At 63.0% G+C, this 24,401-nt stretch carries 24 protein-coding genes; 21 read left to right on the top strand and 3 right to left on the bottom strand.

Annotated elements, in window-relative coordinates:
- Window positions 1-133: 133 nt before the first annotated feature.
- Window positions 134-1,966, bottom strand: a complete 1,833-nt coding sequence (locus tag PO860_RS21215) for an extracellular solute-binding protein (protein ID WP_273885407.1) — start codon at window positions 1,964-1,966, stop codon at window positions 134-136.
- A 279-nt stretch (window positions 1,967-2,245) separates the two neighbouring features.
- Between PO860_RS21215 and mepA the strand changes: the two genes are divergently transcribed.
- From mepA to PO860_RS21185, 6 genes are all read left to right on the top strand, one after another.
- Window positions 2,246-3,322 carry a penicillin-insensitive murein endopeptidase gene (mepA, locus tag PO860_RS21210; RefSeq protein ID WP_183610007.1) on the top strand — a complete coding sequence of 359 codons (1,077 nt, stop codon included), beginning with the start codon at window positions 2,246-2,248 and terminating at the stop codon, window positions 3,320-3,322.
- An 85-nt stretch (window positions 3,323-3,407) separates the two neighbouring features.
- The gene (locus PO860_RS21205) at window positions 3,408-3,788 is read left to right on the top strand and encodes a methylglyoxal synthase (protein ID WP_097617193.1); all 381 of its coding nucleotides are present in this window, start codon (window positions 3,408-3,410) and stop codon (window positions 3,786-3,788) included.
- Between the two features lie 17 nt (window positions 3,789-3,805).
- Complete coding sequence (locus tag PO860_RS21200) at window positions 3,806-4,831, top strand: glucokinase (protein WP_183610006.1); 1,026 nt, start codon at window positions 3,806-3,808, stop codon at window positions 4,829-4,831.
- 152 nt (window positions 4,832-4,983) lie between these two features.
- Entirely contained in the window at window positions 4,984-6,771 is a 1,788-nt protein-coding gene (locus tag PO860_RS21195) for an ABC transporter ATP-binding protein (RefSeq protein ID WP_097617195.1), read from the top strand.
- A 15-nt stretch (window positions 6,772-6,786) separates the two neighbouring features.
- Window positions 6,787-7,611 carry a 4-hydroxy-tetrahydrodipicolinate reductase gene (gene dapB, locus PO860_RS21190; RefSeq protein ID WP_272784667.1) on the top strand — a complete coding sequence of 275 codons (825 nt, stop codon included), beginning with the start codon at window positions 6,787-6,789 and terminating at the stop codon, window positions 7,609-7,611.
- A gap of 21 nt (window positions 7,612-7,632) precedes the next feature.
- Window positions 7,633-8,268, top strand: coding sequence for a 2,3-bisphosphoglycerate-dependent phosphoglycerate mutase (locus PO860_RS21185; protein ID WP_097617197.1), 636 nt, complete (start codon window positions 7,633-7,635; stop codon window positions 8,266-8,268).
- A gap of 53 nt (window positions 8,269-8,321) precedes the next feature.
- On the opposite strand, the gene phnF is transcribed toward PO860_RS21185, so the two are convergent.
- The gene (gene phnF / locus PO860_RS21180; RefSeq protein WP_272784666.1) at window positions 8,322-9,059 is read right to left on the bottom strand and encodes a phosphonate metabolism transcriptional regulator PhnF; all 738 of its coding nucleotides are present in this window, start codon (window positions 9,057-9,059) and stop codon (window positions 8,322-8,324) included.
- Between the two features lie 117 nt (window positions 9,060-9,176).
- On the opposite strand from phnF, the gene phnG reads away from it, so the two are divergent.
- The 15 genes from phnG to PO860_RS21105 all read left to right on the top strand — a co-directional run bounded on the left by phnG (window position 9,177) and on the right by PO860_RS21105 (window position 21,905).
- The gene (phnG, locus tag PO860_RS21175; RefSeq protein WP_272784665.1) at window positions 9,177-9,653 is read left to right on the top strand and encodes a phosphonate C-P lyase system protein PhnG; all 477 of its coding nucleotides are present in this window, start codon (window positions 9,177-9,179) and stop codon (window positions 9,651-9,653) included.
- On the top strand, window positions 9,653-10,261 hold the full coding sequence (phnH, locus tag PO860_RS21170; protein WP_183610002.1) for a phosphonate C-P lyase system protein PhnH: 609 nt from the start codon (window positions 9,653-9,655) through the stop codon (window positions 10,259-10,261). Before phnG ends, phnH begins: the two co-directional genes overlap by 1 nt.
- Window positions 10,262-10,265: 4 nt before the next feature.
- Entirely contained in the window at window positions 10,266-11,372 is a 1,107-nt protein-coding gene (locus PO860_RS21165) for a carbon-phosphorus lyase complex subunit (protein WP_273885406.1), read from the top strand.
- The gene (locus tag PO860_RS21160; RefSeq protein WP_183610000.1) at window positions 11,369-12,244 is read left to right on the top strand and encodes an alpha-D-ribose 1-methylphosphonate 5-phosphate C-P-lyase PhnJ; all 876 of its coding nucleotides are present in this window, start codon (window positions 11,369-11,371) and stop codon (window positions 12,242-12,244) included. Before PO860_RS21165 ends, PO860_RS21160 begins: the two co-directional genes overlap by 4 nt.
- On the top strand, window positions 12,241-13,017 hold the full coding sequence (phnK, locus tag PO860_RS21155) for a phosphonate C-P lyase system protein PhnK (protein ID WP_272784663.1): 777 nt from the start codon (window positions 12,241-12,243) through the stop codon (window positions 13,015-13,017). The genes PO860_RS21160 and phnK overlap by 4 nt, the downstream gene beginning before the upstream one ends.
- Before the next feature lie 25 nt (window positions 13,018-13,042).
- Complete coding sequence (gene phnL, locus PO860_RS21150) at window positions 13,043-13,750, top strand: phosphonate C-P lyase system protein PhnL (protein ID WP_273885405.1); 708 nt, start codon at window positions 13,043-13,045, stop codon at window positions 13,748-13,750.
- A complete protein-coding gene (locus tag PO860_RS21145) occupies window positions 13,747-14,364 on the top strand; it encodes a DapH/DapD/GlmU-related protein (protein WP_183609997.1) in 618 nt (205 codons plus the stop codon). The genes phnL and PO860_RS21145 overlap by 4 nt, the downstream gene beginning before the upstream one ends.
- Window positions 14,365-14,481: 117 nt before the next feature.
- Window positions 14,482-15,327 (top strand): phosphonate ABC transporter ATP-binding protein, encoded by an 846-nt coding sequence (gene phnC / locus PO860_RS21140; protein WP_183609996.1) that lies wholly within the window; start codon window positions 14,482-14,484, stop codon window positions 15,325-15,327.
- Window positions 15,328-15,410: 83 nt separating this feature from the next.
- On the top strand, window positions 15,411-16,316 hold the full coding sequence (gene phnD / locus PO860_RS21135) for a phosphonate ABC transporter substrate-binding protein (RefSeq protein WP_273885403.1): 906 nt from the start codon (window positions 15,411-15,413) through the stop codon (window positions 16,314-16,316).
- A gap of 174 nt (window positions 16,317-16,490) precedes the next feature.
- Window positions 16,491-17,450 carry a phosphonate ABC transporter, permease protein PhnE gene (gene phnE / locus PO860_RS21130; protein WP_273885402.1) on the top strand — a complete coding sequence of 320 codons (960 nt, stop codon included), beginning with the start codon at window positions 16,491-16,493 and terminating at the stop codon, window positions 17,448-17,450.
- 7 nt (window positions 17,451-17,457) lie between these two features.
- Entirely contained in the window at window positions 17,458-18,801 is a 1,344-nt protein-coding gene (phnE, locus tag PO860_RS21125) for a phosphonate ABC transporter, permease protein PhnE (RefSeq protein WP_275033316.1), read from the top strand.
- Window positions 18,802-18,939: 138 nt separating this feature from the next.
- Complete coding sequence (locus PO860_RS21120; protein WP_273885400.1) at window positions 18,940-19,635, top strand: DUF1045 domain-containing protein; 696 nt, start codon at window positions 18,940-18,942, stop codon at window positions 19,633-19,635.
- A gap of 13 nt (window positions 19,636-19,648) precedes the next feature.
- Entirely contained in the window at window positions 19,649-20,788 is a 1,140-nt protein-coding gene (locus PO860_RS21115; RefSeq protein WP_273885399.1) for an alpha-D-ribose 1-methylphosphonate 5-triphosphate diphosphatase, read from the top strand.
- Complete coding sequence (gene phnN, locus PO860_RS21110) at window positions 20,785-21,381, top strand: phosphonate metabolism protein/1,5-bisphosphokinase (PRPP-forming) PhnN (protein WP_273885398.1); 597 nt, start codon at window positions 20,785-20,787, stop codon at window positions 21,379-21,381. Before PO860_RS21115 ends, phnN begins: the two co-directional genes overlap by 4 nt.
- Before the next feature lie 20 nt (window positions 21,382-21,401).
- Window positions 21,402-21,905: a GrpB family protein gene (locus PO860_RS21105; RefSeq protein WP_273885397.1), complete on the top strand. Its 504-nt coding sequence runs from the start codon at window positions 21,402-21,404 to the stop codon at window positions 21,903-21,905.
- 31 nt (window positions 21,906-21,936) lie between these two features.
- Here PO860_RS21105 and PO860_RS21100 read toward each other — a convergent pair whose 3' ends face one another.
- The gene (locus PO860_RS21100) at window positions 21,937-24,276 is read right to left on the bottom strand and encodes a DNA translocase FtsK (protein WP_273885396.1); all 2,340 of its coding nucleotides are present in this window, start codon (window positions 24,274-24,276) and stop codon (window positions 21,937-21,939) included.
- Between the last annotated feature and the right edge of the window lie 125 nt (window positions 24,277-24,401).

The raw sequence follows: 24,401 nt of genomic DNA, 5'->3' as shown, positions 1-24,401 counted from the left end.
GAATGTTTTTCTCGTGTGCCCGCCGTCCAGTCCAATGCCGCTCAATCCGCCAGCCTTTCCTTGCCGGCGCTGCCGGCTTGTGGTGATTCGCTTGTGCCATTTGGAGCCGAGGGCCCCTCTATTGCAAGCCCGCTCATTTTGCCGAGGTGGACCACCATGCATCGGGGAAGCCAAGGCTGTAGGCCGGAAACTCGGCCGGATGCGTGACCGTGTTCCAGTAGGCGATGTTATAGGTATTACGGTAGAACAGCGGGATGACGTAGTGATTTGCTAGCAATACGCGGTCCATGGCTTTGATTGCTGCAACCTGTTCATCACGGTTCGGCGCGAAGATAATCATGCGAATGAGCTCATCGACCGCCGGGTTGGCAATGCCAGCGTAATTGCGAGAGCCCTGTTGATTGACAGAGCCGGATCCCCAATAGTCGGCTTGCTCGTTGCCCGGATTCATGGTCTCCGCCCAGACATTCCAGATCATATCATAGTCGAAGCTGCGTTCGCGGTTGACAGCTTGCGAGGCATCGACCGTCCGAACCCGCGCATCTATGCCGATTTTCTTGAGATTGCTGGCATAGGGCACCGCCCAGCGCTCCAACATCGGGCTCGACAACAGGATCTCGAAACTCATCGGCTGGCCGGTCTTGCTGTTGACCATGCGATTGCCCTTCAGCTCCCAGCCAGCGTCTTTCAGCAGCGCGATCGCCTTGCGGAGGTTGTCACGGCTCTTCTGCGGATCGCCGCCGACCGGATTGGTATAGGGTGTGGTGAAAATTTCTGCCGGCACCTTGTCCTTCATGCCCTGCAGAATTTCCAGTTCTCTCCCCTGCGGCAAGCCGGAAGAGGCAAGTTCCGTATTCCAGAAATAGCTGTCGATGCGTTTGTAGCTGTTGAAAGCAACGGTGCGGTTCAGTTCCTCGAAGTCGAACCCGTAGTTTAGGGCCTCGCGGACCCTGATATCCTTGAACAGGTCACGCCGCATGTTGGGCACGAGCGCTTGCAGGATGCCGGTGGAACGCAGCGGGTTGGCCACCTCCTCCTTCTTGACCCGTCCTTCCTTCACCGCGGGAAAATCATATCCCGTCGCCCAGCGGGCAGCGGTAGTTTCCTGCCAGTAGTCGCTACTGCCGGCGCGAAAGGCTTCGAACTCGACGTCCCGATCGCCGAAATAGGTGTAGATGACGTTGCGGAAATTGTTCTGGCCGACATTCACATTGAGGTCCTTGCCCCAATAGTCGTCACGCAGTTCATAACGGATTGTGGCGCCGGGCGAGAAGGAAGCGATCTTGTAAGGTCCGGACCCCATCACGGGCTCCAGCGTCGTCCTGGTAATGTCGCGCGGCTTGCCGTCCGGTCCCGGCGCTTCCCACCAATGTTTCGGGACGACCATCAACTGGCCGAGAATGTTCGGCAGTTCGCGATTGTTCTTCTCATCGAAGGTGAAAGTGACGTCGCGCTCGCCGGTCTTTTCCGCTTTGACGACATGCGTGTAATAGTTGCCGGCAAGCGGGTTCAATTCCTTGGTCTTGTCCAGACTGAAGATGACATCTTCAGGGGTTATCGGCTGACCATCGGCCCATTTCGCTTCCTTCCGCAGCCGAAAGGTCGCGCTCGATACGTCATCGGGAACGGAGAGCCCTTCGGCAAGCAGGCCGTAGGAGACGAGAAGTTCGTCATCTGCCGGCTTCAGCAACGTGTCGTAAACAAGCGACAGACCGACCGCTGTCTGGCCTTTCGCAAGCAGAGGATTGAAAGTGTCGAAGGCGCCGCTAGCGGAAAGACGGAGATCTCCACTTTTCGGGGCATCGGGATTGACGTAGTCGAAATGCGCAAAGCCCGGCTTGTACTTCATCTCGCTGACGACCGAGCTTCCGATCTGAAACGGCTGATCCTGCGCCATTGCCGTCAATGGCGCCAGAGCAGCAGCAAGCGATAGAACCAAACCGAACTTCGACCACAATCCCGCCATTCACGCTTTCCCCTTATAATTGACGGTTCGACAATACGAAAAATACGGGCGAAAAACAGGAGAGAGTTTGGTTTTTGCCGGGCTCGCGAAATTTTGAACCATCGGCTCGCTTGAAGGCGTCGCCTCTTCGAGCCGCCTTCGCAACATGCGGCCGCACGCGCTGCGGCGATCCGTCACCGCCGCCTCCTATCCCCGCCAGCCAAATCATCGATTCACCAAAATCGCTTTTCACGATAGATTCGATCGCAAATCACTTCGGCAGCGGTTCAAGGGAATAGTATGGCTTTCGGCTTCGCTCAGGCTTTCAGGACATTCGGCAAACTGACGCTTGCCGGCGCAATCGGCGCAAGCCTTGCCGCCGGCGACGTCGGCGCGGAGCAGAAGACCCCGAGCCCGGGCAGCGCCAAGGGGCAGTTCGGCGCCGTCGGCCTGCCGACGCAGGGGCCGGCGCAGCCGATCGGCTTTTACGCGAAAGGCTGTATGACGGGTGCGGTGGCGCTGCCGACCGACGGGCCGACCTGGGAGGCAATGCGGCTTTCGCGCAACCGCCGCTGGGGCAATCCGGCAATGATCGCATTGCTCGAGCGTCTTTCTGAGGATGGCGCCAAATATGCCGGCTGGCCGGGCCTGCTCGTCGGCGACATCGCGCAGCCGCGTGGCGGGCCGATGTTGAACGGTCACGCCTCGCATCAGATCGGCCTCGATGCCGATGTCTGGTTTACGCCGATGCCGGCGCGCCGCATGACGGCGCAGGAGCGCGAGGATCTGCCCTTCACCTCGATGCTGCAGAAGGACAAGTTCCTGACCGTCGACCCCAAGGTGTGGACGCCATCGCGGGCGCGGCTGTTGATGCTGGCGGCAAGCTATCCCGAGGTGGAGCGTATCTTCGTCAATCCGGCGATCAAGAAGAAGATGTGCGATACTTGGACGGGCGACCGCACCAATCTCGGCAAGCTCCGGCCGGAATACGGCCATGACTCGCATTTCCACATCCGCATCAAATGCCCGGCCGGCGCGGCCGGATGCACACCGCAGCCCCCTGTTGCCGCCGGCGACGGCTGCGACAAGTCGCTCGCCTGGTGGTTCACGCCGGCGCCCTGGGCGCCGCCGAAACCGCCGAAGCCCGGCGCCAAGCCGCCGAAGCCGCCGCGCGAGATGATGGTCTCCGACCTGCCGAAGGCCTGCGCCGCCGTGCTCGATGCCGCTTCCGTCGCCTCGATGCAGGCCGCCACCTATGGCGGGCCTTCGGCCGCAAGCGCCCTCACCGCCGCTCCGGCCGCGGAGCCCGCTGCCGATGCCGACGGAGAACTGCCCGATGTCGGCCCGGTTCCGAACGACAAGCCGGCGATCCAATAAGGAGCACCGGCGCCTTGTCTTTCAAATCGCAAATTCTTGGTATAGAAGCGGTCAAATCGATTGAATTGCTTGGGTGGAGGGGTTGATGGCCGGCGGTAAATGCCTTGCATTGATTGCGCATGACCAGAAGAAGGACGACATGGCGGACTTCGCCCGCGCCAACCGGGACATTCTCTCCCGCTGGAAGATCGTCGCCACCGGCACGACTGGCGGGCGGGTGCTCGACGCCGCCCCCGATCTCGACGTCACGAGGCTAAAAAGCGGACCGCTCGGCGGCGACCAGCAGATCGGCGCGCTGATTTCGACCGGCGAGGTCGGCGCCCTGATCTTCTTCGTCGACCCCTTGACGCCGATGCCACACGATGTCGACGTTAAGGCGCTGATGCGGCTCGCCATCGTTTACGATATTCCGATGGCGCTCAACCACGCGACCGCTATAAAACTTCTTCCCACACTCGAAGCCTGATCAGCACGGAACCGGCCATGCCAAAACCGAACAACAGCACCGCTCCGCTGCCTTTCCCGATCCTGATCGGCGATATCGGCGGCACCAATGCCCGCTTCTCCATCCTGACCGATGCCTATGCCGAGCCGAAGCAGTTTCCGAACGTGCGCACGGCTGATTTCACCACCATCGACGAAGCGATCCAGAAAGGCGTGCTCGACAAAACAGCCGTGCAGCCGCGCTCGGCGATCCTTGCCGTCGCCGGCCCGATCAACGACGACGAGATCCCGCTGACCAATTGCGACTGGGTGGTGCGGCCAAAGACGATGATCGAAGGCCTCGGCATCGAGGACGTGCTCGTCGTCAACGATTTCGAGGCGCAAGCGCTGGCCGTCGCCGCCCTTTCGGACGAGAACCGCGAACGCATCGGCGACGCCACCGGCGACATGATCGCGTCGCGCGTCGTGCTCGGACCGGGCACCGGCCTCGGCGTCGGCGGGCTGGTGCATGCCCAGCACAGCTGGATCCCGGTTCCCGGCGAAGGTGGTCATATCGATCTCGGGCCGCGCAGCAAGCGCGACTATCAGCTCTTCCCGCATATCGAGACGATCGAGGGGCGTGTTTCGGCCGAGCAGATTCTCTGCGGGCGCGGTCTCGTCAACCTCTATAACGCCATCTGCGTGGTCGACGGCCTCAAGCCGACGATGAAGGATCCCGCCGACATCACCTCGCACGCGCTTGCCGGCAGCGACAAGGCGGCCGTCGAGACCGTCTCGCTGTTTGCCACCTATCTCGGCCGCGTGGCGGGCGACATGGCGATGGTGTTCATGGCGCGCGGCGGCGTCTATCTCTCGGGCGGCATCTCGCAGAAGATCCTCCCGGCGCTGAAGAAACCGGAATTCCGTTTGGCCTTCGAGGATAAGGCGCCGCATACCGCCCTGCTTCGCACCATCCCGACCTATGTGGTGACGCATCCCTTGGCAGCGCTTGCCGGGCTTTCCTCCTATGCCCGGATGCCGGCCAATTTCGGCGTCTCGACGGAGGGCCGCCGCTGGCGGCGTTAGGCTCGGGCGCGCACGGCAAAGAGAGCGTCCCCGGTGCGTCCTATCCGGACGCCTGGGCGCTCTAGCCAAACCGGTCCCAACTCTTTATAGACCCCGGCAAAAGTGCGCCTCGCCTTCGCGGAGCGCTTGGTCCGAGACAGGAAACCTCATTTTTGGAAGCGGCGGAAAGCAGAACGCAGAGCGTCAGCAGCGATACCGTAACCGGCATCCTGAAGCGCATCATCGCTGAAAACGGCCGCGACCATCTCTGGGGCTATGTCTTTGCGATTGTCTGTCTCATCGTGGTGGCGCTCTCGACGGCGTTTACCGCCTGGATCATGCGGGCGATCATCGACGAGGCCTTCGCCAACCGCCGCGCCGACGTCGTCTGGATCATCTGTCTTTCGATCTTCATCGCCTTCGTGCTGCGTGGTTTTGCGAGCTACGGCCAGGCGGTGGCGCTTTCCAAGGTCGGCAACAATATCGTCGCGCGTTACCAGCGCCGGCTGTATTCGCATCTGATGACCCTTTCGGTCGGCTTCTTCAGCGAGGCGCGCTCTGCCCATATCGCCGCGCAGGTGAGCCAGAACGTCAGCGGCATCCGCGACGTGCTCAACCTGACGATCACTTCGACCGTGCGCGACCTCTTGACCTTCATCTCGCTGCTCGGCGTGATGATCCTCCAGGATCCGCTGCTCAGCCTTGCCGTGTTCATCATGGCGCCGCCGCTGCTTTATGCGCTGCGCTATGTTTCCAAGCGGCTACGCTCGGCGACCCGCGAGGCGGTGCATTTGAACAGCCATGTGCTCGGCGCCATGCAGGAGACCATCCAGGGCATCGCCATCGTCAAAGCCTTTACGATGGAAGAGGAGCTGGAGCGCAAGGTCAACAAACTCATCACGGGCGCCGAAAACCGGGCGAACCGGATAGCCCGGCTGTCCGAACGCACCTCTCCGCTGACGGAGAGTTTCGCAGGCTTTGCCGTTGCCAGCGTGCTTGCCTATGCCGCCTACCGCTCGATCTACTACAATGTGCCGCCGGGCGCCTTCTTCTCCTTCGTGACCGCGCTGCTGCTGGCCTATGACCCGGCCCGCCGGCTCGCCCGCCTGCAGGTGCAGATGGAGCGTGCCGTCGTCAATGCGCGGATGATCTACGAACTGCTCGACATGGAACCGCGCCAGCGCGACCTGCCGGATGCAAAGCCGCTGGCGGTGACGCAGGCGAGGATCGAATTCCGCAATGTGTCCTTCGCCTACGGCAATGAGAGCGTGCTCAGCGGCGTGAGCTTCATCGCCGAGGGCGGCGCCACCACGGCGCTGGTCGGTCCCTCGGGCGCCGGCAAATCCACCGTCATCAGCCTCATTCCGCGCTTCTACGATCCGCGCGAAGGCGAAATCCTGATCGACGGGCAGGATATCGCCCACATCACCAAGAAGTCGCTGCGCCAGCAGCTCGCCTATGTCTCGCAGCAGCCCTATCTGTTCGAGGGCACGATCCGCGACAATATCCGCTACGGCCGGCCGGAGGCGACGGATGCCGAGGTGGAAGAAGCGGCCCGGCTTGCCTATGCGCATGACTTCATCTCGGCACAGCCGCAGGGTTACGAGACGGCCGTCGGCGAAAACGGCGTGACGCTTTCGGGCGGCCAGCGCCAGCGGCTGTCGATTGCGCGTGCGCTGGTGCGCAATGCGCCGATCCTGCTTCTCGACGAGGCGACGTCGGCCCTCGACACCGAATCCGAGGCGGCGGTTCAAAAGGCGCTCGACGAGGCGATGACCGGGCGCACCGTCGTCGTCATCGCCCACCGGCTTTCGACCGTGGTGCGCGCCGACAAGATCGTCGTCATGCAGCAGGGCCGTGTCGTCGAGCAAGGCAATCACGAGACGCTTGCGAAGGTCAGCGACGGTCTTTACGCTCGCCTCAACAATCTGCAGAGGCCTTCGGCCTCCGATTCACATTGACCTGGTGAGACTGAGATGAGCGATGCTGCGATGAAACTGGTGGTGGTTGGCGCAGCCGGGCGCATGGGCCAGACGCTGATCCGGCTCATCCATTCGATCGAGGGCGTGAGGCTACATGCCGCGGTCGAACGCACCGGCTCGCCCTTTATCGGCAAGGATGCCGGCGAGATTGCCGGTCTCGGCCCGACCGGCGTCATTATCGGCGACGATCCGCTCAACGCCTTTCTCGATGCCGAAGGCGTGCTCGACTTCACCTCGCCTGCCGCAACCGTGGAATTCTCAGGCCTCGCCGCGCAGGCGCGCATCGTACATGTGATCGGCACGACCGGCTGTTCGGCAGAGGACAACGCGAAGATCGCCGCCGCCGCCCGCCACGCCCGCGTCGTCAAGTCGGGCAATATGAGCCTCGGGGTCAATCTGCTCAGCGTGCTCGCCGAGCAGGCGGCACGTGCGCTCGAGCCTGCCGACTGGGATATCGAGATCCTGGAAATGCACCACAAGCACAAGGTGGATGCGCCTTCCGGCACCGCCCTTCTCTTCGGCGAGGCCGCGGCCAAGGGCCGCGGCATCGAACTCGCCTCGAAATCGGTGCGGGTGCGCGACGGCCATACCGGCGCCCGCGAGGCGGGCACGATCGGCTTTGCCACGCTGCGCGGCGGTTCCGTCATCGGCGAGCATTCGGTGCTTCTTGCGGGAGAAGGCGAAATCGTCACGCTGTCGCACAGTGCGGCCGACCGCTCGATCTTTGCGCGCGGCGCCATCAAGGCGGCCCTTTGGGCGCGCGACAAGAAGCCGGGTCTCTATTCCATGCTCGACGTGCTCGGGCTTTCTTCCCAATAACGATACTACGGAGGCATATTCATGAGCGGTACCCTCGTCCTCGTCCGCCACGGCCAGAGTGACTGGAACCTGAAGAATCTCTTCACCGGCTGGAAGGATCCCGATCTGACCGAACTCGGAATTCAGGAAGCCAAGGCCGGGGGTGAGGCGCTGGCCGAATACGGGATCAAATTCGACGTCGCTTACACCTCGGCGCTTGTGCGCGCGCAGCACACCTTGAAGCTCGTCCTCGACAAGGTCGGCCAGCCCGATCTCCAGACGATCCGCGACCAAGCGCTGAACGAGCGCGACTATGGCGATCTCTCCGGCCTCAACAAGGACGATGCGCGCGCCAAATGGGGCGAGGAACAGGTGCATGTCTGGCGCCGCTCCTATGACGTGCCGCCTCCGGGCGGCGAAAGCCTGCGCGACACCGGCGCCCGCGTCTGGCCCTATTACCTCACCGAAATCCTGCCGCGCGTGCTCAGGGGCGAAAAGGTGCTGGTTGCCGCACACGGCAATTCGCTGCGCTCGCTTGTCATGGTGCTCGACAAGCTGAGCAAAGAAGGCGTGCTCGCCCTCAACCTCGCGACCGGTGTGCCGATGGTCTACAAGCTGAAGGCGGATTCCACCGTCGCCTCCAAGGAAGTGCTCGGCGACATGTCGGGCGCGCACTGAATTCGGTACGGCGTGCCACTGGAATCGGCTGGCACGCCTTCCAATTCTGGGCCTCAGTTCTCGATCGTGAACTGCACCCGGTCGGCCGCAAAGCGGCTGATCGAATATTGTACCGGCACGCCGTCAAGATCGGTATTCATCGCCTTGGTAATCAGCAGGATCGCGCCGGGGGTGAGTTCGAGGTCGGCCATGTCGGCGGCACTCGCATGAGCGGCCGTCACCTCGGTGGTCGCTCTGATATAGTCCGACAGGCCGAGTTCGGCGAAAGCCTTGGTGATCGATTCATGCTTCCGGTAGGCTTGACCGATCCCGGCGAAGCGGATGGCGGGAAACCAGCTCGTCGCCTTTGAAACCGGCCGCCTGTCGGCATGGCGCAGGGTTTCCAGACGGATCACCTCTTCTCCCGACTTCAGGCCCAGCCAGCGGGCGATCTCAGCACTCGCTTCCTCCTTCGCTTCATCGAGCAGAAGGCCGCGCATCTCACGCGCCTGATCGCCGATGCCGGCGCTGAAGCGCGTACGCTTTGTGATCGGGAAATTCAGCCGCTCCCTGCGCTCGATCAGCGTGCCGCGACCTTGTACCGCACGCACGATTCCCTCCTGCGCCAGCGCCGCCAAAGCGCTGCGCACCGTATGCCGGTTGACGCCGAATTGCTGCGCCAGGATCGTTTCCGGCGGCACCATGCCGGTTTCGTCATAGATGCCGCTGCTGATCGCCTCGCGAATCCGGTCGGCGATCTGGCGCCAGAGCGCCACGCCGGTCTGCCTTTGCACCTGTTTCAATCCCGCCATTCGCCCTGTCCTGCCATTTCAAACCGGCGACGTCACACGCTTGTCACGACATCGATTTAAGCGTAGTTGTATCTTGTATGGTTGTCTATATCAATAGACATTTTAGAGGAAGCGGCGATGATCTCAGCGGACAGGAAAGACGCTGCGTCACAGACGGCATCCGGGCGCAAACGCGCCGCCGATCTGCTGGCGCGCGCGGAACGCAGCGAACTCCAGGCGGTCTGGGATGCGTTGCCGCAAAAGCCTGCGGCGCATCCGGTGCGCGGGCCGGAGACCGGGCTGGTGATGGTGCGTGGGCGCATCGGCGGCGGCGGCGCGCCCTTCAATCTTGGCGAAGTGACGGTGACACGGGCGACCGTCCGGCTTGATTCCGGCGCGGTCGGCCATGCCCAGGCGCTCGGCACCGACCGCGAGAAGGCCCGGCTTGCGGCGGTCTTCGACGCGCTCTGGCAGGAGGAGGCGACGAAGGATTTCGTCGAACAGGCGCTGCTTTTGCCGATCGCCGAGCGGATCGCCGATGCCGAACGCCGCAAGGCCGACGAGACGGCGGCGACCCGCGTCGATTTCTTCACCATGGTGCGGGGAGACAACTGATGGGCCTGAAGACAGAAGCGCTGACCGGCGGCTTTGCCGAGCCGGTCTTTCATGCCCAGAGCGTCTTCAAGATGCTGATGGACGGCATGGCCCGCCCCGGCACGATCCAGACCGTTCAGCCCGATGCCGCGCCACCGGCGCCGCTCGGCATCGCCGCCGGCGCGATCGCGTTGACGCTTTGCGACCACGACACATCAGTCTGGCTTTCCCAGGGACTGGCGAAATCGGCCGTGCCGGAGTGGCTCGGCTTCCACACCGGTGCGCCGCTGACCACCGAAAAGGCCGAGGCGCGCTTTGCCTTCACCGAGGCCGGCACCGCCCTTTCCTCTTTCGGTCTGTTTGCGTCCGGCACGCAGGAATATCCCGACCGCTCGACGACCGTCGTCATCGAACTCGCCGATCTTGAGGGCGGCCGCAGGCTGGCGCTGATGGGTCCGGGCATCCAGAGCGTGACGGAGATCGCCCCCGTCGGTCTGCCGGAAACTTTCCTCAGGCTCTGGACCGAGAACCGCGCGCTCTTTCCGCGCGGCATCGACATCGTGCTGACGGCGGGCAAACATTTCCTCTGCCTGCCGCGCACCACCAAGATCACAGCAACGGAGATCTGAGCTCATGTATGTTGCCGTCAAAGGTGGCGAGGCCGCCATCGCCAATGCCCATCGGCTGCTCGCCGACCGCCGTCGCGGCGACCGTTCGCTGCCGGCGATCGGCATCGACCAGATCGTGGCGCAGTTGGCGCTCGCCGTCGACCGCGTGATGGCCGAGGCTTCGCTTTTCGACCGCACGCTCGCGGCGCTTGCCGTGCGCCAATCGCGCGGCGATATGATCGAAGCCATCTTCCTGCTGCGCGCCTACCGCACGACGCTGCCGTGCTTCGGCTATTCCAAGCCGCTCGACACGGCTGATATGACGATCGAACGCCGCATCTCGGCGACCTACAAAGATCTGCCGGGCGGACAGCTGCTCGGGCCTACCTTCGACTATACCCACCGCCTGCTCGATCCCTCGCTGCTTCAGGACGAGGCGGTCGAGACGCCGGCCCAGCGTCCGGCCGAGACCGGCCGCGTCATGCGCGTCTCCGAGATCCTCGGCGAGGAAGGCCTGATCGAAGCCGACGGCGACATGCCGGAGGATCACCAGATCGGCGATCTGACCCGCGAGCCGATGGAATTTCCGATGACCCGGGATCTGCGCCTGCAGGCGCTTGCCCGCGGCGACGAAGGTTTCCTGCTGGCGCTCGGTTATTCCACCCAGCGCGGCTATGGCCGCAACCACCCCTTCACCGGCGAAATCCGCATCGGTGACGTCGAGGTGGAATTCGACGTGCCGGAACTCGGTTTCACCGTCTCGCTCGGCACAATCCAGATCACCGAGTGCCAGATGGTCAACCAGTTCAAGGGTTCGGCCAAGGCACCGCCGCAATTTACCCGCGGCTACGGCCTGGTGTTCGGCCAGAGCGAGCGCAAGGCGATGGCGATGTCGCTCGTCGATCGGGCGCTACGCGCCGAAGAGCTCGGCGAGGATATCACCGCGCCGGCCCAGGACGAGGAATTCGTCATCTCGCATTCCGACAACGTCCAGGCGACAGGCTTCGTCGAGCACCTGAAGCTGCCGCATTATGTGGACTTCCAGGCCGAACTCGATCTCGTCCGCCGCATGCGCCGTGAATTCGAAGCCGCCCGCAACGGCGGCGAAGACATGAAGGAAGCCGCCGAATGAGCGATCTGGCCAGCTACAACTTCGCCTATCTCGACGAACAGACCAAGCGGATGATCCGCCGCGCCATCCTGAAGGCGATCGCCATTCCGGGCTACCAGGTGCCCTTCGCCTCGCGCGAAATGCCGATGCCCTATGGCTGGGGCACCGGCGGCGTGCAGGTGACGGCCTCGATCATCGGGCCTGACGACGTGCTGAAGGTCATCGATCAGGGTGCCGACGATACGACCAACGCCGTTTCGATCCGCGCTTTCTTCCAGAAGGTCGCCAATGTCGCGGTGACCACCCATACCAGCGAGGCGACGATCATCCAGACGCGCCACCGCATCCCCGAGGAAAAGCTCGGAGCCGGCCAGGTGCTCGTCTATCAGGTGCCAATCCCGGAACCGCTGCGCTTCCTCGAACCGCGCGAGACCGAGACCCGCAAGATGCATGCGCTCGAGGAATACGGCCTGATGCATGTGAAGCTCTACGAGGACATCGCCCATAACGGCCGCATCGCCACGACCTATGCCTATCCCGTCAAGGTGCATGGCCGCTACGTCATGGATCCCTCGCCGACACCGAAGTTCGACAATCCGAAGATGCACAGGTCGGAAGCGCTGCAGCTTTTCGGCGCCGGCCGCGAAAAGCGCATCTACGCGGTGCCGCCCTATACCGATGTCGTCAGCCTGGACTTTGAAGACCATCCCTTCGAAATCCAGCGCTTCGGCAAACCCTGCGCCCTTTGTGGCGCAGAGGAGGTCTACCTCGACGAGGTCATTCTCGACGACAAGGGCGGGCGCATGTTCGTCTGCTCCGATACCGACCATTGCGAAGACCGCCGCGCACAGGGGCATGCCGGCGAAATGCTGGCCCGGGAGGCTGCAGAATGACCGACACACCGCTTCTCAAAGTCCATGACGTTTCGAAATTCTACGGCAACCGCATTGGCTGCCGGAACATCTCCTTCGAGCTCTGGCCCGGTGAAGTGCTGGCCATCGTCGGCGAATCCGGTTCGGGCAAGACGACGCTGCTCAACTGCATCTCCACCCGGCTGATGCCGACGACCGGCAGCGTCGAATACCACATGCGCGACGGCAGCTACCGTGATCTCTACCGCATGAACGAGGCCGAACGGCGCTTCCTGATGCGCACCGACTGGGGTTTCGTGCACCAGAACCCGGCCGACGGCCTGCGCATGGCGGTCTCGGCCGGCGCCAATGTCGGTGAACGGCTGATGGCGATCGGCGACCGGCACTACGGCAAGATCCGCGCCTCGGCGATCGACTGGCTGGAACGCGTCGAGATCGACGCCGACCGCATCGACGACCAGCCGCGCGCCTTTTCCGGCGGCATGCGCCAGCGCCTGCAGATCGCCCGCAACCTCGTCACCGGCCCGCGCCTCGTCTTCATGGACGAACCCACAGGCGGCCTCGACGTCTCGGTGCAGGCGCGCCTGCTCGATCTCGTGCGCGGCCTCGTCAACGATCTCGGCCTCTCGGCCATCATCGTCACCCACGATCTCGCCGTCGCTCGCCTGCTCTCGCACCGGATGATGGTGATGAAGGACGGCTACGTCATCGAGCACGGCCTCACCGACCGGGTGCTCGACGATCCCAGAGAACCTTACACGCAGTTGCTCGTCTCCTCGATCCTGCAGGTTTGAGGCCCGAAACAAGGAAGAAGACATCATGCCAACGCCCCTCGTCGTTTCCGAAGTCTCGAAGAGCTTCACCATGCATCTGCGCGACGGCATCAAACTGCCCGTCGTCTCCGATGTCGCCTTTTCGGTCGCAGCAGGCGAATGCGTCGTGCTCGGCGGCCCCTCGGGCATCGGCAAGAGCTCGCTGCTGAAGATGATCTACGGCAATTATGCCGTCGACACCGGTCAGATCCTGATCCGCCACGACGAGCGCATCGTCGATCTGGCCTCCGCCGATCCGCGCACCGTGCTCAACGTGCGGCGCCATACGCTCGGCTATGTCAGCCAGTTCCTGCGCACCGTGCCGCGCGTGGCGGCGATCGACGTGGTCGCCGAACCGCTGGTGGCGCGCGGCGAAGAAGCCGCCACGGCACGAGAAAAAGCGGGCGCCCTGCTGGCCCGGCTCAATCTGCCGGAAGCGCTCTGGCAGCTTCCGCCCGCGACCTTCTCCGGCGGCGAGCAGCAGCGCGTCAACATCGCCCGCGGCTTCATCACCGAACACACGATCCTGCTTCTCGACGAACCCACAGCCTCGCTCGATGCCAGGAACCGTGCCGTCGTCGTCGGCATGATCGCGGAAAAGAAAACGGCAGGGGTGGCCCTTCTCGGCATCTTCCACGACGAAGAGGTGCGCGAAGCCGTCGCCGACCGCATCCTCGACGTCCAGCAATTCTCACCGAGAAAGATTGCCGCATGAGCCGCAAGCTTGGTATCGAGCCCTATTTTCATGAGACGGCCTCCGTCAGCGACTCCACCTTCGGACGCTATACGGAGGTCTCGGAACGCTGCCGCATCAGCGAGGCCGCCTTCGGCGATTATTCCTACATCATGCAGGACGGCTCCGTCTGGTGTGCGACGATCGGCAAATTCGTCAATATCGCCGCCGCCGTGCGCATCAATGCCACCAACCATCCGACCTGGCGCGCGACGCTGCATCATTTCACCTATCGCGCCGCCGACTACTGGCCGGACGGCGACATGGAGACGGACTTCTTCGCCTGGCGGCGCGCAAACCGCGTGACGATCGGCAACGACGTCTGGATCGGCCATGGGGCGACCATCTTGCCCGGCGTCAGCGTCGGCAACGGCGCGGTGATCGGGGCCGGCGCCGTCGTGTCCAAGGACGTTGCATCCTACACGATCGTCGGCGGCGTGCCGGGCAAACTCATCCGCGAGCGCTTTCCGAAAGAGATCGGCGAGCGGATGGACAGGCTTGCCTGGTGGGACTGGGAGCACGAGCGGTTGCGTCAGGCGCTGCAGGATTTCCGCAACCTGAGCGCGGAAGATTTCCTGTCCCGCTATAGTGGCTAAACCCTCGATATAGGGGCGGAGAATTGTGACAAGACTTACACAAATATGACATGCGAGGTTCATCAAGCGGGACTAATGCGATGCTGATCAAGGCCTGGATCGCAAGGGAAGAGCATGATGTTCGAGCTGAAGAATGTCACACGTCGGTTCGGAAAAAAGCTCGCCGTCGATGCCGTCACGCTCGACATTCCCCAGGGCCAGATGGTCGGCATCATCGGCCGCTCCGGCGCCGGCAAGTCGACGCTGCTGCGCATGATCAACCGCTTGCAGGAGCCGAGCTCCGGCTCCATTCACTTCGCCGGCGTCGAGGTCTCTGGGCTTCGCGGCCGGGCGCTGCGCAACTGGCAGCGCGACTGCGCGATGATCTTCCAGCAGTTCAACCTGGTGCCGCGCCTAGATGTTCTCACAAATGTCATGCTCGGCCGCCTCAATCACCGCTCGACGCTGATGAGCCTGCTCAACATCTTCACCCGCGAGGAGCGCGTGCATGCCATCGCGGCGCTGGAACGCCTCGGCATCGAGCAGACGGCGCTGCAGCCGGCCGGCACGCTGTCCGGTGGCCAGCAGCAGCGCGTAGCAATCGCCCGCGCGCTGATGCAGAACCCGAAGATGGTGCTCGCCGACGAACCGATCGCCTCACTCGACCCGTTGAACGCCAAGATCGTCATGGATGCGCTGCGCGATATCAACGAGCGCGAGGGCATCACCGTCATCACCAACCTCCACACGCTCGATACCGCCCGCAATTATTGTGAGCGCATCGTCGGCATGGCCGGCGGCCGCGTCGTCTTCGACGGCAAGCCCACGGAATTGACGGCCGAAGCGGTGAAGGAAATCTACGGGACGGATAAGGACGGCGCCGGCATCGACGAAACGGTGACCTCGACATCGATCAATATCGCCCCCGAGCGGGCAGACAATCAATCCGCCGGCACCCAACCGCTGGCGCTGGCCGGTCTTTAGAGACGGCCGCGATCGAGCGCCCGCGTCAAGGGCACACTTCTTCGTAACGGGAAGGCCGGGGACACCGGTCAATAGGAGAGAACATGTTGAAGAAAGCACTCTTTGCGGCAACGGCGCTCTTCGCGCTCGCCGGCGCCGGCCATGCTGCAGATCTCAAGGAATTCCGCATCGGCATCCTCGGCGGCGAAAATGAAACCGACCGCCTGCGCAACTACGCCTGCCTTGCCGACCACCTGAAGCAGGAATTCGGCTTCGAGAAGGTTTCGCTCTTCCCGGCCGCCGATTATGACGGCGTCATCCAGGGCCTGCTCGGCGGCACGCTCGACTTCGCCGAACTCGGCGCTTCCGGCTACGCAGCCGTCTACATCAAGGATCCAAAGGCTGTCACGCCGATCCTGACGACGCAGCAGAAGGACGGCTCGACGGGCTACTACTCGATCGGCCTCGCGCTGAAATCATCCGGCATCAAGTCCATCAAGGACGCCAAGGGCAAGAAGCTCGGCTACGCCGATCCGGACTCCACCTCCGGCTATCTCGTTCCGCTGACGCAGATCCCGAAGGACACGGGCATGCCGAACGACAAGTTCTTCGCTTCGACGCAGTTCAACGGCGGTCACGAGAACAACCTGCTTGCCGCTTATGACGGCAAGGTCGACGTCGCCGTCGACGACAGCTCGGGCCTCGGCGATTTCAAGGATGGCTACACCTCCGGCACCTTCCGCAAGGAAGTGGACAAGGGCGCCGTCGACCCGAACAAGCTCGTTGAAGTTTGGCGTTCGCCGCTGATCCCGAACGGCCCGCTCGTCGTTCGCAACGCTCTTGGCGAAGAATGGCAGACGAAGCTTGCAGCCTTCTTCACGGCTCTGCCGGAGAAGGATCACAAGTGCTTCGCAGCTGTCGAAGGCGGCGACTACAAGGGCTATTCGCCGGTCAAGCACGACTTCTACAACGCCGTCGTTGAAGTTCGCAAAGCTGCTATCGGCGGCTGATCGGCTTTCCGGAATGCGGGGCGGTCGGAAACGGCCGCCCTTTTCTTAGTGACTACAGCGCCGCGCGTCTCGTAAGACGCGCAAAGGACGCTGTAGCACTTTGAATTGCTGCATAATTCTATCCTCAAATCGATCTCGATTTGAGGATAGAATTACGAAGTAGGCGAGGCGTTGATGACTATTGCCGATACACAGCCGCACATGCAGAGTACGCAGGAGATCGCTACGGCCTGGGGCCGGATGGTCGCCAAGCGCCGCTTCTACACGGTTCTCGGCCTGGTTATTCTCGTTGCAGCTTTCGTCAGCTCCGTCCGCTTCGCCGACGAGAGCAATGCCGGCCATTTCTTCGATCGCCTGCCGCATCTCTTCGACTTCCTGAGCTGGCTCATCCCCAAGGATTGGAACGACGTCTGGCGCGCGCTGTTCGACATAGCGAGCGTGAACGACAGAGGCGGCGAGGAATTCAATTTCGACAGGGGCCGCGTCTACGTCTGGGGCGCCTTCTACATTCCCGAATATTTCGAGCTGATGATCGTCACGATCAACGTGGCGCTGATCTCGACGATCGTCGCCTTCGTCTTAGCCGTTCCCTTGAGCTTCTTTGCCGCCCGCAACCTGACGAATTCATGGCCGCTGCGCATCTTCACCAAGCGGCTGATGGAATTCCTGCGCGCCTTCCCCGAGATCGTCATTGCCGGCCTGTTTTCGGCGATCCTTTCGATCGGGCCGGTCGCCGCCATCATTGCCATCACCCTGCACACGATCGGGGCGCTCGGTAAACTCTTCTATGAAGTGGCCGAGAATATCGACATGAAGCCCGATGAGGGCATGAAAGCCGTCGGCGCCAACTGGTGGGAACGCGTGCGCTTCGGCGCCCTGCCGCAGGTGCTGCCGAATTTCACCTCCTACGCGCTGCTGCGCCTCGAGATCAACGTGCGCGCCTCGACCATCATCGGCGCTGTGGGCGGCGGCGGTATCGGCGAGGAACTGAAGCTTTCGATCTCGCGCGGCTTCGGCGCCAAGACGATGGCGCTCGTTCTGCTGCTGTTCGTGACCATCGTCGCCGTCGACCAGTTCTCCGCATGGCTGCGCCGCCGCCTGGTCGGCGAGCAGGCTTTCCTTCTGCAACATTGAGGCCGCCATGACTGTGATCGACGCAAACCGCATGCACGAGATCGAAGCCCGCTATCCGGAATATTTCCACCGGTCGTTCCGCCAGCGTTTCGGCGGGCTGATGGTCGTCATCGCCACACTGCTCTACGGCTTCTACGCCGTCTGGTTCTTCGATCTGCCCAAGCTCTTTGCCGAAGCCCATTGGGAGCGTGTCGGCATCTATCTCAGCCAATGGGTGAGTTACGACGTTCAGCCGGAATTCCGCATTGGGGATGACGGCTCGATCGAGGTGCGCTATCCGCGTTTCTCGCCGCTCGGCGACAATCCGCATCCAGACTGGCTGGTCAACAACCCCGACGGCAGCATCACCGTTTCTATCAGCGGCACCAGCCGCACCGTCACCGTCTCGAAGAGCGAGACGATCGTCACCGCGCACGGCGTCAGCGTCCCCGTCGACGTTTCGAGCGGCGCGCCGAAAGTCGTCGGGCCGGTGCCCGGCTGGATGACGGTTTATGACGACAACGTGCTCGCCGATCTCGGCTTTGCCGGCAATGTCAGCATTTCCGTCGACAGGGTGAAAATCCGCAAGCGTTTTATCGGCTGGGCGAATTTCATCTTCGATACGCAATCGTCCTTCTTCGACAAGCCGGTCGGCGAGGTTATCAGCCTCATCGTCTCCGGCCCGCGCATCAAGCCCGACCAATCCAACCTGTCGCTCGCCTTCGACGACATCTGGAACAACAGCGAATGGCAGCACGGCGACGTCTGGACCAAGCTTTTCCAGACGATCGTCATGGCGTTCCTCGGAACTTTGCTCGGCTCGCTCGCCGCCTTCCCGCTCGCCTTCATGGCAGCGCGCAACATCACGCCGAACCGCTTCCTGAACCAGGTGCTGAAGCGCTTCTTCGATTTCCTGCGCTCGGTCGACATGCTGATCTGGGCGCTGTTCCTGACGCGCGCCTTCGGTCCCGGCCCGCTTGCCGGCAGCGGCGCGATCTTCCTCACCGAAACGGGCACACTCGGCAAGCTCTATGCCGAAGGGCTCGAAAACATCGACAACAAGCCGCGGGAGGGCGTCAAATCGACCGGCGCTGAGACCGTGCTCGTCCATCGTTACGGCATTATGCCGCAGATTGTTCCCGTCATCGTCAGCCAGACGCTCTACCAATGGGAATCCAACGTGCGCGGCGCGACCATCATCGGCGCCGTCGGCGCGGGCGGCATCGGCCTCAAACTCTGGGAGGCCATGCGCACCAATGCCAACTGGGAAAACGTCGCTTACATGGTCATTCTGATCCTCATCGTCGTCTTCCTTTTCGACGCCGCCTCGAACGCGCTGCGTCATCGGCTGATGGGCACGAAAGCGCACTGATCCGCCGGACAAAAGGCGATGGCGGCGTCGTCATCATCATTCTGTCACGGAAATCTTTTAGCCGGAACCTGCTTGCGGTTCGCCGCCAAATCACTGCACATTGCGCTCCCCGTTTCGACGATCCCCAGGATAAAAGCCTTGCGCTACGCTCTCTATTTCTCGCCGCCGAAGGATGATCCCCTCGTCGGCGCGGCCTCGCTCTGGCTCGGCCGCGATGCCTTCAGCGGTGAGACCTACGCCGCACCGGACCATGAGCGGCTCGGCCAGGCGGAGCAGTTCGAGCTGACCGCCGATCCGCGCCGCTACGGCTTTCATGCGACGATCAAGGCGCCATTTTCGCTCGCGGCCTCCGTCACCGAGAAGGATCTCCTGACGGTTGCCGAGGAGTTTGCCGCGCGCACCCCCGCCTTCGAGCTTCCCGAGCTGGTGCTCGGCCAGCTCGGCCGTTTTTTTGCCCTCGTTCCCTCTTCTCTTCATCAACCTCTTCAGGATTTCGCCGCGAAGGTGGTAAAGTCCTTCGAGCCGTTCCGCGCAGCGCTTTCTCCGGCCGATGTCGCGCGGCGCAACCCGGAGAAGCTCAGCGACAGCCAGCGCGCCAATCTGCAGCGCTGGGGTTATCCTTACGTCATGGAGGATTTCGGCTTCCACATGACGCTGAGCGGGCAAGTGCCCGAGACACGCGCCGAGGTGATGAAAGCGATTCTGACCGAGCGTTTTGCCGATTTCACCGGCCGGCCGCTTTCGATTTCCGGCCTTGCCGTCTTCGTCGAGGAGACGCGCGGCGCCCCGTTCAAAGTTCATTCCTGGCTGCCGCTTGCCGGCGCCAAAAGCTGAAAGACCCGACGACATGAGCAAAGAGACCGTGTTTTCCAACGCCCGCATCGTTCTCGAGGATAACATCCTCGCAGGCTCGATTCTCATCCGCGACGGCAAGATCGCCGATATTTCCGAGGGGAGTTCGGTAGCCGGCGAAGATTTCGAAGGCGACTACGTCATTCCCGGCCTCGTCGAGCTGCATACCGACCATCTCGAAGGCCATTACCAGCCGCGTCCCGGCATTCGCTGGAACAAGACCGCCGCGGTCCAGGCGCACGACGCCCAGATCGTCACATCGGGCATTACCACGGTGTTCGACTGCCTGCGCATGGGTGCGGACGAGGACGGCGGCTTCGAACACGGCGAAATGCGCGAGATGGCCGATGCCATCCAGTCGGCGGAGAAGGAAGGCCGGCTGCGCGCCGAGCACCTGCTGCACCTGCGCTGCGAGGTCTCGGCCGACAATGTGCTTGAACATTTCGGCGATTTCGAAGACGACCGGCATGTGCGGCTGGTCTCACTGATGGATCACGCGCCCGGCCAGCGGCAGTTCCAGACCATGGATCAATATATCTTCTACTACCAGAAGAAGCGCGGCCTGAGCGACGAGGTTTTTGCCCGTTTCGTCGCCAAGCGCCAGGCGGAATCGGCGCGCAATTCGACGCCGCACCGCAACGCCATCGCCAAGGTCTGCGCCGAGCGCGGCATCACCGTGGCAAGCCATGACGACGCGACGCTTTCCCATGTCGACGAGGCGATCGACAACGGCGTGCGGCTTGCCGAATTCCCGACCAGCTTCGATGCCGCCCGGGCGTCGCACGAGCACGGCATGAGCGTGCTGATGGGCGCGCCGAACATCGTGCGCGGCAAATCCCATTCCGGCAACATCGCCGCCCGGGACCTTGCCGAAATGGGCGTGCTCGACGTGCTTTCCTCCGATTACGTGCCGCTGAGCCTGCTGCACGCCCCGTTCATCCTCGCCGATGAAGTCGAGAGCATTACGCTGCCGAAGGCGATCGCCATGGTGACGTCGACGCCTGCCCGCACCGTCAGCCTCGATGATCGCGGCCGGATCGCCACCGGGCTGCGTGCCGATCTCGTCCGCGTTCACCGCTCGCATGGCGTGCCGGTGACACGCTCCGTCTGGCGCCAGGGACGCCGTGTCGCATGACGCCGCACGAACCCCATGCCGGAGCCGGAGCCGAACGCGGCATCATGGTCGTCGTCGTCGGGCCGAGCGGCGCCGGCAAGGATACGCTGATGAACCTCGCGGCAAAGCGTTTTGCCGGGCGCGACACCGTGCACTTCGTCCGCCGCGTGATCACCCGTCACCGTGACGCCGGCGGCGAAGACCATCTTTCCGTCTCCCTCGAAGGGTTTGCCGCCATGGAGCAGTCAGGCTCCTTCGCCGTCTGGTGGGAAGCGCACGGTTTGAAATACGGCATTCCGGCCGAGGTCTCGGTGGCGCTGTCGCGCGGCCATGTCGTCGTCGCCAACGGCTCGCGTTCGGCGCTGCACCGCTTCCAGGCCGCTTTCCCCCGCCTGAAAGTCATCAACGTCACCGCCCGTCCCGAAGTGCTCGCCGGCCGGCTGGAGGCACGCGGCCGCGAGACGCATGAGGATATCATGGCCCGGCTCGCCCGCGGGCCGCTGACGGTGCGCGGCGAATACGACGTGACGGATCTCGACAATAGCGGTTCGCTCGAAGAGGCCGAGCAGAAGATGGTCAAGATCCTCGACGGGTTGCTGGCCGAGACGCACTGACCGAGATCATGGGGAAGGGCATGCGCGCCGTCAAAGTGGTTGACTACGACCCGTCCTGGCCGGTGCTCTTTGCCGAAATCCGCGCCGAGATCTCCACCCTGCTCGGCGACCTCCTGCTGTCCATCGATCATATCGGCAGCACATCGGTGCCCGGCCTGGCGGCCAAGCCAAAGGTCGACCTCGACGTCGTCACGATCTCCGACGAGGTTCTGCCGACGGCGATCGATGCGGTGCGCGCTACGGATTTCGTCTTCCACGGCGATATTGGCGAGAAACGCTGGGCCTTCACCCGGGATCACCAAGGTTATGGATTCAGGCTCTATCTTTGCGGCCCTGGTAACCGCGCGCACCGTGAGCGCATCCTGTTTCGCGACTATCTCCGCGAGCATCCGGAAAGAGCCCGGGCCTATGCCGACCTGAAACGCCGCCTGGCGGTGGAAGCAGGCGGCGATTGGGATTTCTACACCGGCGGAAAGACCGGGTTCGTCAGCGAGACGCTGCGATTGGCGGTTTTAAGAACATGAATCGGAGTGCGCAGCCGCACTCCGCGCGCGATTAATCGCCGTCACCCCGTCCCGAGACGATCTCGCGCTTGCCGACGTGGTTGGCTGGGCCGACGAGGCCTTCCTTCTCCATGCGTTCGACTAATGAGGCGGCCCGATTATAACCGATGCCGAGGCGGCGCTGGATGTAGGAGGTGGAGCATTTCTTGTCGCGCATGACGACCTTGACCGCCTGCTCGTAGAGCTCGTTGCCATCCTCGGAAGCCATGGCACTCTTGTCGAAGACGGCGCCGGCTTCTTCCTCTTCCGTCTCTTCCTCTTCATCGGCGGTGACGGTGTCGAGATATTCGGGGCGGCCCTGGGTTTTCAGATGGGCAACGACCTTTTCAACCTCGAGATCCGAAACGAAGGGACCGTGGACGCGGGAAATCCGCCCGCCGCCCTGCATGTGCAGCATGTCGCCTTGGCCGAGCAGCTGCTCGGCGCCCTGTTCACCGAGGATCGTGCGGCTATCGATCTTCGAGGTCACCTGGAAGGAGATGCGGGTCGGGAAGTTCGCTTTGATCGTGCCGGTGATGACATCGACCGACGGGCGCTGTGTCGCCATGATCAGATGAATGCCGGCGGCGCGGGCCATCTGCGCCAGACGCTGGATCGCGCCTTCGATCTCCTTGCCGGCGACCATCATCAGGTCGGCCATCTCGTCGACGATGACGACGATATAGGGCATCGGCGTCAGGTCCAGCGCCTGGTTTTCCTCGATCGGAGCGCCGGTGCTCCTATCGAAGCCGACCTGGACCATGACATGGATGGTCTCGCCCTTGTCGCGGGCCTGCGCCACGCGGTCGTTGTAACCGTCGATATTGCGCACGCCGAGGCGCGACATCTTGCGGTAACGCTCCTCCATCTCGCGCACGGCCCATTTCAGCGCCATCACCGCCTTCTTCGGATCGGTGACGACGGGCGTCAAGAGATGCGGGATGCCGTCATAGACGGAGAGTTCGAGCATCTTCGGGTCGACCATGATCAGCCGGCACTGTTCCGGCGTCATGCGGTAGAGCAGCGACAGGATCATCGTGTTGATGGCGACCGACTTGCCCGAGCCGGTGGTGCCGGCGACGAGTAGATGCGGCATCTTGGCGAGCTCGGCAATCACGGGCTCGCCGCCGATGGTCTTGCCGAGGCCGAGCGCCAGCTTGTAGCCGCTCTTCTCAAAATCCTGGCTTTCGATCATCTCGCGGAAATAAACGGTTTCACGGGTGACATTCGGCAATTCGATGCCGATGACGTTGCGGCCGGGGACCACGGCGACACGGGCCGAGAGCGCCGACATGGAGCGGGCGATATCATCGGCAAGGCCGATGACACGCGACGACTTCACGCCTGGCGCCGGCTCGAATTCATAGAGGGTGACGACAGGGCCGGGGCGGACATGGATGATCTCGCCCTTGATGCCGAAATCTTCAAGCACGCTTTCCAGAAGCCCGGCATTCTGCTCCAGCGTCTCCTGCGACATGATCTCGCCGAGGCGTTCCGGCGGCTCCTGCAACAGGGCGCGCGGCGGGAATTCATAGCCTGAGGCGTCAACCCTTTCGGGCCGCGCAGCCAGGCGCGGCGATGGCAGAACCGCAGCGACAGGCGGCGTGCGCTGCGGCGGCGGCGAGACCTGGGGAGCCGACGCAATCTGGGGGGCTGGCGCGATCGGAGGCGCCTGTATCGCCTGAGATGCCGGCACGACCGGTGCCTCGACAGCAATGCGCCTCGGTTTTTCCAGGGAAGGGGCGACCGGAGGACGTATGGCGACCTTGGCGGAGACCGCCGGCGGCGGAGCCGGGCGGGAGACGACGGGAGCGGGAGCCGGCCGGCCGGGGCGCCATTCCATGATGCGGAACAGCGACGTGATCGATTCGGGTGATGTCTCAGCCTTCGGGAACGAGATCAGGGGCGGCGCTCGAACCGGCTCGGCCTCTTCGAAGGCCATGACTTCCCAGAAGGCGAAATCCGAAATGGAGGAAAGCTCGGCGGTGGCACGGAAGGCCGGCGCGACCGCCTCGTCAGCCAAGGGCGGCGGCTGCAGTTCGACCACGGGTGCTGGGGAAATTTCATCCGGCTCCGGCAGATAGATATCGAACGGCACGTCGACGGCGACCGGCTCTATCCGTATCGCCTGCTGTCCAATCTGCGAATCATCGCGAACCGGCTCATTCGGCCCGCGGCGCTTGCTGATCAGCGTTTCCGGCGTGCGAGTGAAACGGACATTCGGCGCGAGAGAAAAATTGCTCTGCCAGATCGGCGCCGCCGGCTTTTCTCCTGGATTTACCTCCGGAAGCTCCGCTTCAATCCCGCTGGAAAAGTCACCGGCGTCCGTCAAATTGGTTCTGGGAAAACGCATGCGTCCGCTACTCACTCATGCCTAACAAATTACGACCCTACCGGGATAGAAAAGGAAGGTTAATAAGTTCCTTCCCGCCGTATCGTTCCGATACGGGTCTCGGAGGTAATTTGCTGCGATTTCAA

This window comes from Rhizobium binxianense, assembly GCF_028994275.1.
Lineage (GTDB): Bacteria > Pseudomonadota > Alphaproteobacteria > Rhizobiales > Rhizobiaceae > Rhizobium > Rhizobium binxianense.
Note: the sequence above shows the minus strand (reverse complement) of the source record. Positions and strands in the feature narration are given on the sequence as shown.

Excerpts from the sequence above, each read along its gene's own strand:
- PO860_RS21215 (WP_273885407.1), bottom strand. The coding sequence starts at position 1,966 with ATGGCGGGATTGTGGTCGAAGTTCGGTTTGGTTCTATCGCTTGCTGCT.
- mepA (WP_183610007.1), top strand. The coding sequence starts at position 2,246 with ATGGCTTTCGGCTTCGCTCAGGCTTTCAGGACATTCGGCAAACTGACG.
- PO860_RS21205 (WP_097617193.1), top strand. The coding sequence starts at position 3,408 with ATGGCCGGCGGTAAATGCCTTGCATTGATTGCGCATGACCAGAAGAAG.
- PO860_RS21200 (WP_183610006.1), top strand. The coding sequence starts at position 3,806 with ATGCCAAAACCGAACAACAGCACCGCTCCGCTGCCTTTCCCGATCCTG.
- dapB (WP_272784667.1), top strand. The coding sequence starts at position 6,787 with ATGAGCGATGCTGCGATGAAACTGGTGGTGGTTGGCGCAGCCGGGCGC.
- PO860_RS21185 (WP_097617197.1), top strand. The coding sequence starts at position 7,633 with ATGAGCGGTACCCTCGTCCTCGTCCGCCACGGCCAGAGTGACTGGAAC.
- phnF (WP_272784666.1), bottom strand. The coding sequence starts at position 9,059 with ATGGCGGGATTGAAACAGGTGCAAAGGCAGACCGGCGTGGCGCTCTGG.
- phnG (WP_272784665.1), top strand. The coding sequence starts at position 9,177 with ATGATCTCAGCGGACAGGAAAGACGCTGCGTCACAGACGGCATCCGGG.
- phnH (WP_183610002.1), top strand. The coding sequence starts at position 9,653 with ATGGGCCTGAAGACAGAAGCGCTGACCGGCGGCTTTGCCGAGCCGGTC.
- PO860_RS21165 (WP_273885406.1), top strand. The coding sequence starts at position 10,266 with ATGTATGTTGCCGTCAAAGGTGGCGAGGCCGCCATCGCCAATGCCCAT.
- PO860_RS21160 (WP_183610000.1), top strand. The coding sequence starts at position 11,369 with ATGAGCGATCTGGCCAGCTACAACTTCGCCTATCTCGACGAACAGACC.
- phnK (WP_272784663.1), top strand. The coding sequence starts at position 12,241 with ATGACCGACACACCGCTTCTCAAAGTCCATGACGTTTCGAAATTCTAC.
- phnL (WP_273885405.1), top strand. The coding sequence starts at position 13,043 with ATGCCAACGCCCCTCGTCGTTTCCGAAGTCTCGAAGAGCTTCACCATG.
- PO860_RS21145 (WP_183609997.1), top strand. The coding sequence starts at position 13,747 with ATGAGCCGCAAGCTTGGTATCGAGCCCTATTTTCATGAGACGGCCTCC.
- phnC (WP_183609996.1), top strand. The coding sequence starts at position 14,482 with ATGTTCGAGCTGAAGAATGTCACACGTCGGTTCGGAAAAAAGCTCGCC.
- phnD (WP_273885403.1), top strand. The coding sequence starts at position 15,411 with ATGTTGAAGAAAGCACTCTTTGCGGCAACGGCGCTCTTCGCGCTCGCC.
- phnE (WP_273885402.1), top strand. The coding sequence starts at position 16,491 with ATGACTATTGCCGATACACAGCCGCACATGCAGAGTACGCAGGAGATC.
- phnE (WP_275033316.1), top strand. The coding sequence starts at position 17,458 with ATGACTGTGATCGACGCAAACCGCATGCACGAGATCGAAGCCCGCTAT.
- PO860_RS21115 (WP_273885399.1), top strand. The coding sequence starts at position 19,649 with ATGAGCAAAGAGACCGTGTTTTCCAACGCCCGCATCGTTCTCGAGGAT.
- phnN (WP_273885398.1), top strand. The coding sequence starts at position 20,785 with ATGACGCCGCACGAACCCCATGCCGGAGCCGGAGCCGAACGCGGCATC.
- PO860_RS21105 (WP_273885397.1), top strand. The coding sequence starts at position 21,402 with ATGCGCGCCGTCAAAGTGGTTGACTACGACCCGTCCTGGCCGGTGCTC.
- PO860_RS21100 (WP_273885396.1), bottom strand. The coding sequence starts at position 24,276 with ATGCGTTTTCCCAGAACCAATTTGACGGACGCCGGTGACTTTTCCAGC.